This window comes from Ectopseudomonas alcaliphila (genome assembly GCF_900101755.1).
Lineage (GTDB): Bacteria > Pseudomonadota > Gammaproteobacteria > Pseudomonadales > Pseudomonadaceae > Aquipseudomonas > Aquipseudomonas alcaliphila.
Genome location: NZ_FNAE01000001.1, coordinates 1,247,640 through 1,261,218 on the forward strand (window position 1 = coordinate 1,247,640; position 13,579 = coordinate 1,261,218).

The window sequence follows — 13,579 nt, forward strand, 5'->3', positions numbered from 1 at the left end:
TGGACGATGGGTGTAGTCTCGACCTTGCCACGATGGCAAGGTCAAGCCCTTGCTTCATGTCATCCGCCCGGTTTCTGCACGAGGTCCCTCACCATGCGCCTGCTCTGCTCCGCCCTCACCTTGCTGCTGGCGCCTCTGGCTCAGGCCGAACCTTTGGCACCGTTGCCATCGACCAGCCAGGGCGAGGGCTACGCGGTGCTGATCGTTTCGCGCGAGCGTCTGGAGGTGGCGACCACCTGCGAGATCGCGCTGTATCTGCATGACCAGATGGCCGCCCGCCTGCACCAGGGCCAGTCGGTGTCCTTCAACCTGCCGCCAGGCAAGGTCTCGCTGCGCCTTGGCCTGACCGGCACCGGCACATGCCAGGACGGCATCACTCAACTCGCAGGCCAGTCGCTGGAGCTCCATGCCGGCGAAGTGCGCCGTTACCGCGTCGCCATGGAGAGCGACGGTCTGCGACTGCATGCCGCGCCGCCATTGCACTGAAGGCTTGACCTTGCCATGGGGGCAAGGTTGATCCTGTAGCCATGACGTCACCAGGCCGTTGAAAAACTACCTGCGTTGGCATTACTGCGTTAAAAACGACCTCAAAATGCTCATTTACAGCACGTAAACTCCGCTTTTTCGGCCGTTTTTGCCTTGTCTTGCCTGCCTCGCCTACGTTTTTCAACGGCCTGCTACAGGGAGCCCATCCATGACCACCTTCGACCTGCCCATCCAGGGCATGACCTGCGCCAGTTGCGCCGGCCGTGTCGAGCGCGCACTGCGCAAATTACCCGAAGTGAGCAGCGCCAGCGTCAACCTGGCCAGTGAGCAGGCGCGCATCGAAGCGCCCGTCGGTAGCCTGACGCAGCTGATCGCCGCCATCGAGGGCGCCGGTTACAGCGTACCCAGCCAGCCCCTGGAACTGAGCATCGCAGGCATGACCTGCGCCAGTTGCGTCGGTCGCATCGAACGCGCGCTGAGCAAACTGCCGGGCATCAGCCAGGTCGCCGTCAATCTCGCCGACGAGAAAGCACGTCTGCAGGTGCTCGCCGGTTTCGACCCGCAACAGGCGCTGAAAGCCGTGGCCACCGCCGGCTACAAGGCCAGCCTGCTCGACGGCCAGCCGACCGTGGATCAGGCGCAGCGTCGCTTGCAGCGTGAGCGTCTGACGCTGCTGGCGGCCATCGCCCTGACCCTGCCGCTGGTGCTGCCGATGCTGGTCGAGCCCTTCGGCCTGCACTGGATGCTGCCGGCCTGGGTGCAGTTCCTGCTCGCCACCCCGGTGCAGTTCATCTTCGGCGCCCGCTTCTACCGCGCCGCCTGGCAGGCGCTGAAGGCCCGCGCCGGCAACATGGACCAACTGGTGGCCATCGGCACCAGTGCCGGTTACGGCCTGAGCCTGTACCAGTGGGCCGTGACACCGTCAGGCGGCATGCCGCATCTGTATTTCGAAGCCTCGGCGGTGATCATCAGTCTGATCCTGCTCGGCAAGTACCTGGAAAGCCGCGCCAAGCGCCAGACCGCCAGCGCCATTCGCGCGTTGCAGGCGCTGCGCCCCGATCACGCGGTGCGCCTGGCCGATGGCCGCGAGGAGCGCGTCGGCATCGATGCACTGGTGCTGGGTGACCGCATCCTGGTCAAGCCGGGCGAGCGCTTCCCGGTCGACGGCCAGGTGCTGGAGGGCAACAGCCACGCCGACGAAGCGCTGATCAGCGGTGAAAGCCTGCCGGTGGCCAAGCAGCCAGGCGACAAGGTCACGGCTGGCGCCATCAACGGCGAAGGTCGCCTGCTGGTGGAAACCACCGCCCTGGGCGCGGAGACCGTGCTATCGCGGATCATCCGCCTGGTGGAGGACGCCCAGGCGGCCAAGGCGCCGATCCAGAAACTGGTGGACAAGGTCAGCCAGGTGTTCGTCCCGGCGGTGCTGCTGATCGCCCTGGCCACGCTGCTGGGCTGGCTGGCGTTCGGCGCGCCCTTGGAAAACGCCCTGCTCAACGCCGTGGCCGTGCTGGTCATCGCCTGCCCCTGCGCCCTGGGCCTGGCCACGCCGACCGCGATCATGGCCGGCACCGGCGTCGCCGCGCGTCACGGCATCCTGATCAAGGACGCCGAAGCGCTGGAAGTGGCGCACGCCGTGCAGCACATCGCCTTCGACAAGACCGGCACCCTCACCGAAGGCAAGCCGCGCATCGTCCATATCGGCCTGGCAGAGGCCACCGAAGAAGAGCTGCTGCGCCTGGCCGGCGGTCTGCAACAGGGCAGCGAGCACCCGCTGGCCAAGGCCGTGCTGCAGCGCTGTGCCGAACAGCACATCACACTGCCGGCGCTGAGCGACAGCCGGGCGCTGGCCGGCCGTGGCATCGCCGGCGAGATCGAAGGTCGCAGCCTGCAACTGGGTAGCAACCGCCTGCTGGAAGAAAACCACCTGCAGGCCGACGCGCTGGGCTCATCCGCGCAAGCCTGGGAGGCCGAGGGCCGCACCCTGTCCTGGCTGATCGAAACCGGCAGCACGCCACGCCTGCTCGGTCTGCTGGCCTTTGGTGACCTACTGAAGGACGGCGCCGCCGAAGCCATCGCCGAGCTGCGCGAACAGGGCATCACCAGCCACCTGATCAGCGGCGACAATCAGGGTAGCGTCGCGGCGGTGGCCAGCGTACTGGGCATCGCCCAACCCCACGCCCAGGTGCTACCGGCGGACAAGGCGCGGCTGATCGGCGAATTGCGCCAGCAGGGCACCGTGGCCATGGTCGGCGATGGCATCAACGACGCGCCGGCCCTGGCCGCTGCGGACGTCGGCATCGCCATGGGCGGCGGCACCGACGCCGCCATGCACGCTGCCGGCATCACCCTGATGCGCGGCGACCCGCGCCTGGTGCCGGCCGCGCTGGACATCAGCCGACGCACCTACGCGAAGATCCGCCAGAATCTGTTCTGGGCCTTCATCTACAACCTGATCGGCATCCCGCTGGCCGCCGCCGGCCTGCTCAACCCCATGTTCGCCGGCGCCGCCATGGCCCTGTCCAGCGTCAGCGTGGTGAGCAACGCACTGCTGCTGACCCGCTGGAAACCGAAAGGAGATCCAATGCGATGAACATCGGTCAGGCCGCCAAACACACCGGTCTCAGTGCCAAGATGATTCGTTACTACGAGTCCATCGACCTGCTGCCCCGCGCCGGGCGCTCGGAGAGCGGCTATCGGCAGTACAGCGCCAACGACCTGCATCGTCTGGCCTTTATCAAGCGGGCGCGGGATCTGGGGTTTTCTCTGGAGGAAGTTGGCAGACTACTGGAGCTGTGGCAGGACAAGCAGCGCGCCAGCGCCGATGTGAAAGCGTTGGCCGAAGAACATATCGCCGAGCTTGAGCGCAAGATCACCGAGATGAGCGCGCTGCGCGATACGCTGGTGGAGCTGGCGAACAGCTGCCAGGGCAACGACCGACCGGACTGCCCGATATTGAAGGGGATCGAGGAGGGCGTGAGCTGCGGCGCAGCGAAATGCGCTCACGGAGGCACCTTGTAGCCCGGATGCAATCCGGGGGAGGCTGCGAAAACCGCCCCGGATTTCATCCGGGCTACGGCAAGGCACAGCCCCCGATAAGCGCAGCTCAGCGCATCCAGGGCGGTATGGGTTCGGCGTCCTTGGGCTCGTCTTCGGCGTTGAGCAGGGCCTGCTTCTTCGCTTCCTCGGCCAGCGCGGCCTTGATCTCGCGCATCACCGCGTCGATATCGGCAGCGTCTTCCGGTTCGGCGAACTCACCAGTCAACGCCGTGTCGGGCTGCAGTTTGCCGGCCTCGTAGAGCGCCCACATTTCCTTGGCGTACTTGGTGTATCTCAGCTCGGGGGCGAACTGGCCAAAGTATTCGGACATGTTGCGTACATCGCGTTCGAGCATGCTGAAGGCATGGTTGTTGGCGGCGGCGTCCACGGCTTGCGGCAGATCGATGATCACCGGCCCCTCTGGGCCGAGCAGCACGTTGAACTCGGACAGGTCGCCATGCACCAGGCCAGCGCAGAGCATCTTGACGATTTCCTGGATCATGAAGGCGTGGAATTCACGCGCATCATCCGGATGCAGATCGACGTCATTGAGCCGCGGAGCGACGTCACCCTCACCATCGGTGACCAGCTCCATCAGTAGCACGCCGTCGAGAAAGTCGTAGGGTTTGGGCACCCTCACTCCGGCGCTGGCCAAATGGAAGAGGGCCGCCACTTCGGCGTTCTGCCAGGCCTGCTCCTGCTCCTTGCGCCCGTACTTGCTGCCCTTAGCCATGGCACGCGCCTGCCGGCTGCCACGCACCTTGCGGCCTTCCTGGTACTCGGATGCCTGACGGAAACTGCGTTTGTTGGCTTCCTTGTAGACCTTGGCGCAGCGCAACTCGTCGCCGCAGCGCACTACATAAACCGCTGCTTCCTTGCCGCTCATCAGCGGCCGCAGCACCTCGTCCACCAGGCCGTCCTCGACCAGGGGTTCAATACGTTTGGGCGTCTTCATCGGTGTGGATCACGGGTCCTTTTTGGCCAGGGGCGGGACGTTCAGGAGTCATCCTCTCACAGCGCGGGGCAGATGCCGACTCCCACCGCTCAGGCACTGACCAGATGCCGCCTGAGCGCCTCGATGGCGTAACGCACCTTGGCCGGTTGTGCATCACGACGCACAGTGACGATATGCAGGCCGATGGGCTCCTGCTGCCAGTCCGGCAGCAGCGCCAGCAGCTCGCCGCGAGCCAGCAGCTCACGAACTTCCGGTTCCGGCTGCAGCGATACGCCCATGCCGGCCAGGGTGAATTGACGCGCCGCAAGGATGTTGTTGCAAGCGATGCGGCTTTCCAGACGCAGGCGCTGCGTCGCGCCGCCCGGCCCGTGCAGCAGCAGATGCTGACTGCACTCGGTGTTGAGAGCGATCCAGTCCAGCTCGAACAGCTGCTGCGGCTGCACCGGCCAGACGCGCTGCGCCAGATAGGCAGGCGAGGCGCAGACCAGCATGCGCCAGTCGGCGACGTGCCGGGCCACCAGGCTGGAATCATCCTGCTGGCCAACGCGGATGGCCAGGTCGATACGCTGCTCGATCAAGTCGATCTGCTCGTCCTGGAAAAACAGACGCAGGCTCAGCGCCGGATGGGCGCTCAGCAGCGGCGCCAGCGCTTCACACAACAGCGGGCCGGAAAAGCCTACCGGCGCTGCGATACGCAGCTCGCCAACCGGCGCTTCACGTTGCTCGGCCAGGCGCTGCTCGGCCTGCTCGGCCAGTTCGACTATCTGCCGACAGCTGTCGTAGAACGTCGTACCGGCCTCGGTCAGGGTCAGCTTGCGCGTGGTGCGATGCAGCAGCGTGACGCCGGTGGCTTCTTCCAGGCGACGAATCTGCTGACTGACGGCCGACGCGCTCATACCCATGGCTGCGGCCGCCGCCACCATCGAGCCCTTCTCCACCACCATGGCGAACAGCGCCATGCGTTTGAGCTGCTCCATTATGAAGCCCTGCTTAATTATCCAAGTTCATCAAGCCACTTTTTCCCGCGTTTATCCAGCAGCGATCATGTGTCCACCATCACCATTCGAGGTTTCCCCCATGAAGATCGCTCTGATCGGCGCCACTGGCTTTGTTGGCGCCCCGCTGCTGCAAGAAGCCCTGAACCGTGGTCACCAGGTCACAGCCCTGGTACGTCATCCGCAGAAGCTCGACGCACATCCGCAGCTCACCGCCGTTCAGGCAGACGTTCAGGACAGTGCCGCGTTGGCCGAGCAGTTGCGCGATCACGATGCGGTGATTAGCGCCTTCAACCCGGGCTGGGGCGTCGCGGATATTCGTGAGCAGTTCATTGCCGGTAGCCGCTCGATCATCGCGGCGAGCAAGCAGGCCGGCGTCAAACGCCTGCTGGTGGTCGGTGGTGCCGGCAGTCTGTACATCGCCCCAGGCGTGCAGTTGATCGACACTCCCGACTTCCCCGCCGACTACAAGGAAGGCGCCGAAGGTGCGCGCCAGACTCTGGAAATCCTGCGCGGCGAACAGGAGCTGGAGTGGACCTTTCTCTCACCAGCCGCCCTGCTCGTGCCAGGCCCACGTACCGGTAAGTTTCGCCTGGGTCGTGACGAACTGCTGATGAATGGCGATGAGCCGGGAAGCATTTCGGTGGCCGACCTGGCCGTGGCACTGCTGGACGAAGTCGAGCAGCCGCAGCACATTCGTCAACGCTTTACCCTGGCCTACTGAGGCTCGCCGCCGCGCTGTCGCAGCGCGGCAGGCGCCATGAAACACAGCTCAAGAGGATTTTGCATGACCCTATTCAGCAGCAGCGCCTTCGTCGCTACCGATACCCCGGCGCGCTATATCAGTCGTCTGTGCAAGCACTTCGCGCACAAGATTCCGGTCAGTTTCGACGAACAACAGGGCCGTATCGAGTTCGGCGCCGGTCTGGCGACCTTGAAAGCAGAAGACCAGGGCTTGCGCCTGCGGGTTGAAAGCGCCAGCAGTGAAGACCTGCAACGCCTGGAGGGCGTCGTCGGCAGCCACTTCGAGCGCTTTGCCTGGCAGGAAGAGCTGACCCTGGACTGGCAGCCCAGCTGATCCCTCAAAGCGCATCCAGCCGGGCGCGCAAACGACGCAGCACCGCCAGCGACTCGGGGTTGTCGCCATGTACACACAGGCTGTCAGCCCGCAGGCGCAGCGGCTTGCCGTCGATATCGGCAAAAGGCTCGCCACGGGCTATGGCCAGGGCCTGGGCGAGGATGCGCTCAGGATCCTGGTGCACAGCGCCATTGAGCCGGCGTGGCGCGAGTTGCCCATCGGACAGATAGGCACGGTCGGCGAACGCCTCGAACATCAGCGGCACATCGGCCTCGTCAGCCAGGCGCAACTCCCGATCATTGTCAGCCAGCGCCAGCACCATCAGCGGCAGGCCTTTGCGGTAGCTGGCGCAGGCATCGAGCACTGCCGTCAGCAACGCATCATCGCGAACCAGATCGTTGTACAGCGCGCCATGCGGCTTGACGTAAGCCAACTGGCAGCCGGACGCGCGGCAGAAGGCATCCAGGGCACCCACCTGATACAGCACCAGAGCACGAACCTCCTCCGGCGAGCACTGCAGATGGCGCCTGCCGAAGCCTTGCAGATCCGGATAGGACGGATGCGCGCCAATGCCGACGCCATGCTCGACAGCCAGCGCCACGCTGCGCGCCATGATCAGCGGATCACCGGCATGGAAGCCGCAAGCCAGGTTGGCCTGATCGATCAGCGGCATGGCCAGCGCGTCGTCGCCCATGCGCCAGGCGCCGAAGCCCTCGCCCATGTCGCAGTTGAGAAGAATAGGGTTCATGCCGGCAGCTTAGAGCGCCAGCAAAGCACGCGCAAAGTCCGTCGCACACTCGAGAATTAATCGCATTTACAAAATTTACACCTGCCTGCAGGCCAATCGCCACGGCCTCTCCAGCCGAATGCCCTGTCCACCGGTATCATCCGCAATTGAACCTTATATGCAAATCACTATCATCCCGGCCGTTTGCAACCGTTCCGACTGCACCCTCTTACTGCCAGGAGTAGATCGATGTCCGCCCTCAATTCCCGCACCGCCTTGGCCAGCGCCATCGCCTTGGCCGCCAGCTTCGGCGCCCAGGCCAATGAGCCTATCGCCCTGGGCGATGTGGTCGTCAGTGCCTCCGGCTTCGAACAGAAGATCACCGAAGCCCCCGCCAGCATCAGTGTGATCAGCCGCGAGGAGTTGCAGCAGAAAAGTTTCAGCAATCTCGCCGAGGCACTCGAGGATGTCGAAGGCATCGACGTGCGTCAGGGCACCGGCAAAACTGGCGGGCTGAATATCAGCATCCGCGGCATGCCCAGCGAATATACGCTGATCCTCATCGACGGCCGCCGCCAGAACGCAGCCGGCAACGTCACGCCCAACGGTTTCGGCGAGACGTCCACCAGCTTCATGCCACCGCTGTCCGCCATCGAGCGCATCGAAGTGATCCGCGGGCCAATGTCGACCCTCTATGGTTCCGATGCCATGGGCGGGGTGATCAACATCATCACCCGCAAGGTCGGCAAGGAATGGGCTGGCTCGCTGACCCTGGATCACACCTATCAAGAGAACCGCGACTTCGGCGATGCCAGCAAGGCCAGCCTGTACGCCAGTGGCCCCCTGATCGACGGCCTGCTCGGCCTGCAACTGCGCGGCAGCCTGTATGACCGTGGGGCGTCGGATCTGAGCTTCGACAACGACACCACTGTCAGCCGGCGCGGCGCCTCGCCGGTCGAGGGCCGCAACAGCAACGTCGGTGGCCGACTGACTTTCACCCCCCATGAAGATCATGACTTCGCGCTCGACATCGAACGCGGCCGCCAGGTCTACGACAACGATGAATGCCAGCTCGGTAGCCTCGACGGCACCAACACGGGCAACACCGCACCGACTACAGGCTGTGGCCCGACTGCTCCCCGCGCCAGCGGTTACAAGGACGAGCTGCGTTTCGAACGTGAGCAGTACGCTCTCAGCCACACCGCACGCCTGGGCTTCGGCACCTGGGACAACAGCCTGACTCACAGCACCACGGAAACCTTTGGCCGCACCATCCCCGGACGTAACGCCGGGGGCGATATCGGCCAGCCGCTACCTTCCGCGCCCTGGGCCATCGTCGGCGCCGACCGCGAGCTGAAAACCAGCAATCTGGTGCTCGACACCAAGCTGGTCGCCCCGCTGGGTGATAGCCACATCACCAGCATTGGCGGCCAATGGTGGGAAGCCGAGATGACCGACAGCCTGGCGCAGAAGGATTACGAGCAAAGCATGTGGGCACTGTTCGCCGAGGACGAATGGCGCCTGCGTGAAGATCTCGCGCTCACCCTCGGCGTGCGCTACGACGACCACGAGACCTTCGGCGGCCATGTCAGCCCGCGCGCCTACCTGGTGTGGAACACCACCGACAACTGGACCCTCAAGGGTGGTGTCAGCCGTGGCTACAAAACGCCCGATCTGAACGACCTGCACGACGGCATCAACGGCATCACCGCACAGGGCCGCGCCGTTACAGTGGGCAACCCTGACCTCAAGCCGGAAACCAGCACCAGCACCGAGATCGGCGCCTACTTCGACAGTCTCTCTGGCTTCAAGGCGAATGCCACCTTGTTCCACAACAAGTTCAAGGACAAGATCGCCGAGGGGCCACGCATCGCCGATCATCCGCTGTGCCTGGGCAATCAGAACGTCAATGGCACCCCCAATCCCGGCTGTGCGCCGCTGGTCAACGTCGATGAGGCTGTCACCCAAGGTCTGGAACTGGCCAGTAGCTGGCAGTTCGCACCGGGTTGGACGCTGTCGGGCAACTACACCTACACCGACAGCGAGCAGAGCAGCGGCGCCAACAAGGGCGCACCGCTGACCAACACGCCCCAGCACATGGCGCACGCCAAGCTGAACTGGAAACCGACCGATCGTCTGAGCTTGTGGTTCTCCGGCGAATACCGGGGTGAACGTGCCCGCTTCCTGCAACGCACGGCCAACCTGTCGGCTGCTGATCTGGCGGTCCATGAACAGGTCGGCGACCTCAAGGCCTACGAAGTGTTTCACCTCGGTGGCTCGTTCAAGGCCTCGCAGAACGTGACCCTGAACGCCAGCATCTACAACCTGTTCGACAAGGACTTCCTCGACGGCAAGGTGTATACGGACAGCGGCGGCAACCAGGCCTGGTCGTCCTATTACATCCAGACCGGCCAGTCCACCACTGGCACCGTGGAAGAAGGCCGCCGTCTCTGGCTATCCGCCGTGATCGACTTCTGATTGATCATAGCGCCCATGAAAAACGCCAGCCCCAGGGCTGGCGTTTTGCTTTGCGGCAGCGCTTCAGAGACGCAGCCTTTTCACGCTATAGCGAATGCTGCAAGGCGCTGACACAGCACCCTGCTTGCACAGGCGGCGACTCGGAGGGCGTCGATAGCCGCTAAAGTCGCTTACAGGTAGTAGGACTTCAGCGGCGGGAAGCCATTGAACTCCACGGCGCTGTAGCTGGTGGTGTAGGCGCCGGTCGACAGCCAGTACAGGCGGTCGCCGCTGGCCAGGTTCAGCGGCAGGCCGTACTTGTAGTGCTCGTACATGATGTCGGCGCTGTCACAGGTCGGGCCGGCAATCACCACCTCTTCCATCTCGCCCTTCTTCTCGGTCCAGATGGGGAACTTGATCGACTCGTCCATGGTTTCGATCAGGCCGCTGAACTTGCCGACGTCGGCATAAACCCAGCGCTCGACTGCAGTGCGCGACTTGCGCGCCACCAGCACCACTTCGGAGACCAACACACCGGCGTTGGCGATCAGCGAACGACCCGGCTCGAGGATGATTTCCGGCAGTTCGTCGCCGAAGTCTTCCTTGAGGAAGCGGGTGATTTCCTCGGCGTAGGTTTCCAGGTCATTGGTGCGCTGGATGTAGTTGGCCGGGAAGCCGCCGCCCATGTTGATCATCTGCAGGGTGATGCCGTCTTCTTCCTTGAGGCGCTCGAAGATCACCTTGACCTTGGCGATGGCGGCGTCCCAGACGTCGATGTCGCGCTGCTGCGAACCAACGTGGAAGGAGATGCCGTAAGGCACCAGGCCCAGTTGCTTGGCCAGGATCAGCAGGTCCAGGGCCATGTCCGGCTGGCAGCCGAACTTGCGGCTCAGCGGCCAGTCGGCGCTGGTCGAGCCTTCGGTGAGGATGCGCACGTAGATCTTGGAACCCGGCGCGGCCTTGGCGATGTTGCGCAGGTCCGCTTCGGAGTCGGTGGCGAACAGGCGCACGCCCTTGTCGAAGAAATAGCGGATATCGCGGGATTTCTTGATGGTGTTGCCGTAGCTGATGCGCTCCGGGCCAACGCCGGTGGCCATGACCTTGTCCAGCTCGTAGATCGAGGCGATATCGAAGCTCGAGCCCTTGTCGCGCAGCAGCTCGATGATCTCGGTGGCCGGGTTGGCCTTGACCGCGTAATAGATCTTGGCGAACGGGAAGCAGTTGCCCAGCTGATCGTAGGCATCGCTGATGATCTGCCGGTCGATCACCACGAACGGGGTTTCGTGCTGATCGGCGAACGCCTTCATGCGCTGGAAAGTGGCGGGTGCGTAGTAGTCTTCGACCTTGATCGACATGCTGGGGACTCCAATGGCAAAACCGGGAACACATTGATTCGGGCAGCAGAACCGCTTACAGGTTCCGCCACGTGTCGGGGCTGGCCGCGCATCGCGCTGGCCTGAACGTCTGACAGTTTCCCCACTTTGGTTCGCCTACTTCCCAAGGCATGTCGCCGAGCATCACCGGTACCGACCTCGCCGGCCGGCAACCTCTCGTCGTCAGTACTTGAGCCGGATGGATCGTTTCCAGCATGGACGTTCGGGCGCGGACTTTAAGACCATGCGCCCCTCAGATCAACCGGAAATTACCCCTAATTTCATCTCGTTCCGGATATCACACAAAACGCCCTGAAATGCTGAACAGGCGGGGCTTTCAGCCAGTTTGCCGCAGCCTTGTTTCAGTGCCATTGCAGCACCAGTTCCTCCACCTGGGCGAAGCCCTGCAAATGGCGCCTGATCACCTCCTGCAACTCATCCAGTTCGGCCGCGGTCGGCGCTGTGCAGGTCAGCTGCAGAGCCTGGTCATCGGCCTGCAGCACGCATTCGCCGATGGAGAAACGCAACAGTCCCTCGCGCTCGCTCCAGCGCGCCTCGATCTTGTGCGAAAAGTGCTTACACAGGCGACCCAGCAGGCGCGGTGCCTGGGTAGTGGGAAAACGGCTATGGCTGTTGGGCATGACGTGGGGCTTCCTTGAGCAGCGGGCTATCGGCCAGCACCAGCGGCTGGCCGAGCGAGCAATGTTCGATACGCGCCTCGATGGCATAGGCGCGGCGCAGCCAGGCGGCGTCCAGCACCTCGGCGGGTACGCCGAAACGGTAGGCACCGCCCGGCGCCAGCAACAGCAGGTGGCTGCAGAAACGCAGCGCCAGGTTGAGGTCATGACAGGCCACCAAGGCGATGGCACGTTCGGTGCCGCAACGCTCGGCGACACAGTCGAGTACACGCAGTTGCCAGTGCAGATCCAGCGCACTGGTGGGCTCGTCGAGCAGCAGCAGTTGCGGCTCACCCACCAGCGCCTGCGCCAGGCCGAGCAGTTGCCGCTGCCCGCCGGACAGGCGATCCATACGCTGCAGGGCCAGATGCTCGATGCCCAGGCGCTGCAGGATGGCCTCGACCCGCGCTGCCAGCTCGTGCGAAGCGAGCTGCGGACAACGCGCCCGCGCCGCCGCCAGCAAACTTTCGTAGGCCAGCAGCGACACCGCCTGCGGCAATTGCTGCGGTAGATAAGCCACCTGCGCCCGCTGGCGCCAGGGCGGCACGCCGCTCAGTGGCGCCTCACCCAGCTGCGCCATTCCCTGACACAGCTGCAAGCCGGCGATGGCGCGCAGCAGCGAGGACTTGCCGACGCCGTTCGGGCCGAGCACGCCAACCAGGCTGCCAGCCTCCACGGCCGGCAGGGTCAGATTCTGCACGATGCTGCGCGCGCCATAGCTCAGCCCCAGTCCCTCGATCAGCAGGCTCATAGGCTGCGCCCTCGCGCCAGGATCAGAGCGATAAACAGCGGCACACCGACCACGGCAGTCACCAACCCCACCGGCAGGATCACCCCAGGCAGCAGCGCGCGGCTGGCCAGGGACGCCAGCGACAGCAACAGAGCACCGGCCAGTGCGCTGCCGGGCAAATAGAAGCGGTGATCCTCTCCCAGTAACAGACGCGCCACATGCGGCCCGACCAGACCGATAAAGCCGACCTCGCCAACGAAGGCCGTGGCCACGCCGGTGAGCAGGCTGACCCGCAACAGCACGAAGGTGCGCAGGCGGCCAACGCGAATGCCCAGACTGCGTGCCTGCTCCTCGCCGCCACGCAGGCTGGTCATGGCCCAGGCCTGGCGCAGCGCAAGCGTCAGGCACACGGCAAGCACCACGGCCACCAGTGCCACCCGCTGCAGATCGGCACGCGCCAGACTGCCCAACGTCCAGAACACGATCTGCTGCAGCGCATCGGCATCGGCGAGAAACTGCAGCAACCCGACCAGCGCATTGAGCCCGAACAACAGGGCGATACCGAACAGCACCAGGGTGTGCAGCGCCTCGCCCAGCACCCGCGCTACCAGAAGCAGCAACAGGCAGGAGATGAAGGCGCAGACGAAGGCCGCCAGCGGCAGCAGCAGATCGGCGCCGAGCCCGGCCAGATTGGGCCGCAGCAGAATCACCAGCGCCGCGCCGAGAGTCGCCGCCGCACCTACGCCCAGAGTGAAGGGGCTGGCCAGGGGGTTGTTCAGCGCCGTCTGCATCTCCGCGCCGGCCAGGCCCAGGCTGGCGCCCACCACCAGCGCCATCAGCGCGTAAGGCACGCGGATCTCGAGAATGATCACCGCCTGCGCCGCGTCCAGCTGCTGCGGCTGCAGCAACCCGCGCGCCACGTCCCACCAGCTCAGGCCAGCCGGGCCGGTGGCCAGATCGGCGATGAAACTGGCCAGCAGCAACGCCGCCAGCGCACCCAGGCAGGCCCAGCGCCGCCATAGCGTGCGGCGATAGGCGCGACCCAGCGCCTGCATGGTCTGCGCA

Annotated in this window: 13 protein-coding genes; 6 read left to right on the forward strand and 7 right to left on the reverse strand. The window is 64.6% G+C overall.

Annotation, left to right across the window (positions count from 1 at the left end; translation table 11 throughout):
- Positions 1–93 precede the first annotated feature (93 nt).
- The 3 genes from BLR77_RS06020 (at position 94) to cueR (ending at position 3,504) form a co-directional block, all read left to right on the forward strand.
- Positions 94–486, forward strand: coding sequence for a hypothetical protein (locus BLR77_RS06020; protein ID WP_074675929.1), 393 nt, complete (start codon positions 94–96; stop codon positions 484–486).
- Between the two features lie 208 nt (positions 487–694).
- Positions 695–3,076: a heavy metal translocating P-type ATPase gene (locus BLR77_RS06030; protein WP_074675930.1), complete on the forward strand. Its 2,382-nt coding sequence runs from the start codon at positions 695–697 to the stop codon at positions 3,074–3,076.
- Complete coding sequence (cueR, locus tag BLR77_RS06035) at positions 3,073–3,504, forward strand: Cu(I)-responsive transcriptional regulator (RefSeq protein ID WP_074675931.1); 432 nt, start codon at positions 3,073–3,075, stop codon at positions 3,502–3,504. Before BLR77_RS06030 ends, cueR begins: the two co-directional genes overlap by 4 nt.
- A gap of 85 nt (positions 3,505–3,589) precedes the next feature.
- Here cueR and BLR77_RS06040 read toward each other — a convergent pair whose 3' ends face one another.
- Both BLR77_RS06040 and BLR77_RS06045 read right to left on the reverse strand, forming a co-directional pair.
- Positions 3,590–4,477, reverse strand: coding sequence for a PA4780 family RIO1-like protein kinase (locus tag BLR77_RS06040; RefSeq protein WP_074675932.1), 888 nt, complete (start codon positions 4,475–4,477; stop codon positions 3,590–3,592).
- Between the two features lie 89 nt (positions 4,478–4,566).
- On the reverse strand, positions 4,567–5,454 hold the full coding sequence (locus BLR77_RS06045) for a LysR family transcriptional regulator (RefSeq protein WP_074675933.1): 888 nt from the start codon (positions 5,452–5,454) through the stop codon (positions 4,567–4,569).
- A gap of 100 nt (positions 5,455–5,554) precedes the next feature.
- Between BLR77_RS06045 and BLR77_RS06050 the strand changes: the two genes are divergently transcribed.
- Together BLR77_RS06050 and BLR77_RS06055 are read left to right on the forward strand one after the other, a co-directional pair.
- The gene (locus tag BLR77_RS06050; protein WP_074675934.1) at positions 5,555–6,196 is read left to right on the forward strand and encodes an NAD(P)-dependent oxidoreductase; all 642 of its coding nucleotides are present in this window, start codon (positions 5,555–5,557) and stop codon (positions 6,194–6,196) included.
- Positions 6,197–6,259: 63 nt separating this feature from the next.
- Positions 6,260–6,550, forward strand: a complete 291-nt coding sequence (locus BLR77_RS06055; protein ID WP_074675935.1) for a DUF2218 domain-containing protein — start codon at positions 6,260–6,262, stop codon at positions 6,548–6,550.
- Positions 6,551–6,554: 4 nt separating this feature from the next.
- Here the strand turns inward: BLR77_RS06055 and BLR77_RS06060 are convergent, their stop codons facing one another.
- A complete protein-coding gene (locus tag BLR77_RS06060) occupies positions 6,555–7,298 on the reverse strand; it encodes a 5-oxoprolinase subunit PxpA (RefSeq protein WP_074675936.1) in 744 nt (247 codons plus the stop codon).
- Positions 7,299–7,526: 228 nt separating this feature from the next.
- On the opposite strand from BLR77_RS06060, the gene BLR77_RS06065 reads away from it, so the two are divergent.
- Positions 7,527–9,755 (forward strand): TonB-dependent receptor domain-containing protein, encoded by a 2,229-nt coding sequence (locus BLR77_RS06065; RefSeq protein WP_074675937.1) that lies wholly within the window; start codon positions 7,527–7,529, stop codon positions 9,753–9,755.
- A 170-nt stretch (positions 9,756–9,925) separates the two neighbouring features.
- Here the strand turns inward: BLR77_RS06065 and BLR77_RS06070 are convergent, their stop codons facing one another.
- The 4 genes from BLR77_RS06070 to BLR77_RS06085 form a co-directional block, all read right to left on the reverse strand.
- Positions 9,926–11,089, reverse strand: a complete 1,164-nt coding sequence (locus tag BLR77_RS06070) for a type III PLP-dependent enzyme (RefSeq protein WP_074675938.1) — start codon at positions 11,087–11,089, stop codon at positions 9,926–9,928.
- Between the two features lie 380 nt (positions 11,090–11,469).
- Positions 11,470–11,748, reverse strand: a complete 279-nt coding sequence (locus BLR77_RS06075) for a DUF2218 domain-containing protein (protein ID WP_074675939.1) — start codon at positions 11,746–11,748, stop codon at positions 11,470–11,472.
- On the reverse strand, positions 11,732–12,535 hold the full coding sequence (locus BLR77_RS06080) for an ABC transporter ATP-binding protein (protein ID WP_074675940.1): 804 nt from the start codon (positions 12,533–12,535) through the stop codon (positions 11,732–11,734). The genes BLR77_RS06075 and BLR77_RS06080 overlap by 17 nt, the downstream gene beginning before the upstream one ends.
- Positions 12,532–13,569, reverse strand: coding sequence for a FecCD family ABC transporter permease (locus tag BLR77_RS06085; RefSeq protein ID WP_074676780.1), 1,038 nt, complete (start codon positions 13,567–13,569; stop codon positions 12,532–12,534). Before BLR77_RS06085 ends, BLR77_RS06080 begins: the two co-directional genes overlap by 4 nt.
- Positions 13,570–13,579: the final 10 nt, after the last annotated feature.

Excerpts from the sequence above, each read along its gene's own strand:
- BLR77_RS06020 (WP_074675929.1), top strand. The coding sequence starts at position 94 with ATGCGCCTGCTCTGCTCCGCCCTCACCTTGCTGCTGGCGCCTCTGGCT.
- BLR77_RS06030 (WP_074675930.1), top strand. The coding sequence starts at position 695 with ATGACCACCTTCGACCTGCCCATCCAGGGCATGACCTGCGCCAGTTGC.
- cueR (WP_074675931.1), top strand. The coding sequence starts at position 3,073 with ATGAACATCGGTCAGGCCGCCAAACACACCGGTCTCAGTGCCAAGATG.
- BLR77_RS06040 (WP_074675932.1), bottom strand. The coding sequence starts at position 4,477 with ATGAAGACGCCCAAACGTATTGAACCCCTGGTCGAGGACGGCCTGGTG.
- BLR77_RS06045 (WP_074675933.1), bottom strand. The coding sequence starts at position 5,454 with ATGGAGCAGCTCAAACGCATGGCGCTGTTCGCCATGGTGGTGGAGAAG.
- BLR77_RS06050 (WP_074675934.1), top strand. The coding sequence starts at position 5,555 with ATGAAGATCGCTCTGATCGGCGCCACTGGCTTTGTTGGCGCCCCGCTG.
- BLR77_RS06055 (WP_074675935.1), top strand. The coding sequence starts at position 6,260 with ATGACCCTATTCAGCAGCAGCGCCTTCGTCGCTACCGATACCCCGGCG.
- BLR77_RS06060 (WP_074675936.1), bottom strand. The coding sequence starts at position 7,298 with ATGAACCCTATTCTTCTCAACTGCGACATGGGCGAGGGCTTCGGCGCC.
- BLR77_RS06065 (WP_074675937.1), top strand. The coding sequence starts at position 7,527 with ATGTCCGCCCTCAATTCCCGCACCGCCTTGGCCAGCGCCATCGCCTTG.
- BLR77_RS06070 (WP_074675938.1), bottom strand. The coding sequence starts at position 11,089 with ATGTCGATCAAGGTCGAAGACTACTACGCACCCGCCACTTTCCAGCGC.
- BLR77_RS06075 (WP_074675939.1), bottom strand. The coding sequence starts at position 11,748 with ATGCCCAACAGCCATAGCCGTTTTCCCACTACCCAGGCACCGCGCCTG.
- BLR77_RS06080 (WP_074675940.1), bottom strand. The coding sequence starts at position 12,535 with ATGAGCCTGCTGATCGAGGGACTGGGGCTGAGCTATGGCGCGCGCAGC.
- BLR77_RS06085 (WP_074676780.1), bottom strand. The coding sequence starts at position 13,569 with ATGCAGGCGCTGGGTCGCGCCTATCGCCGCACGCTATGGCGGCGCTGG.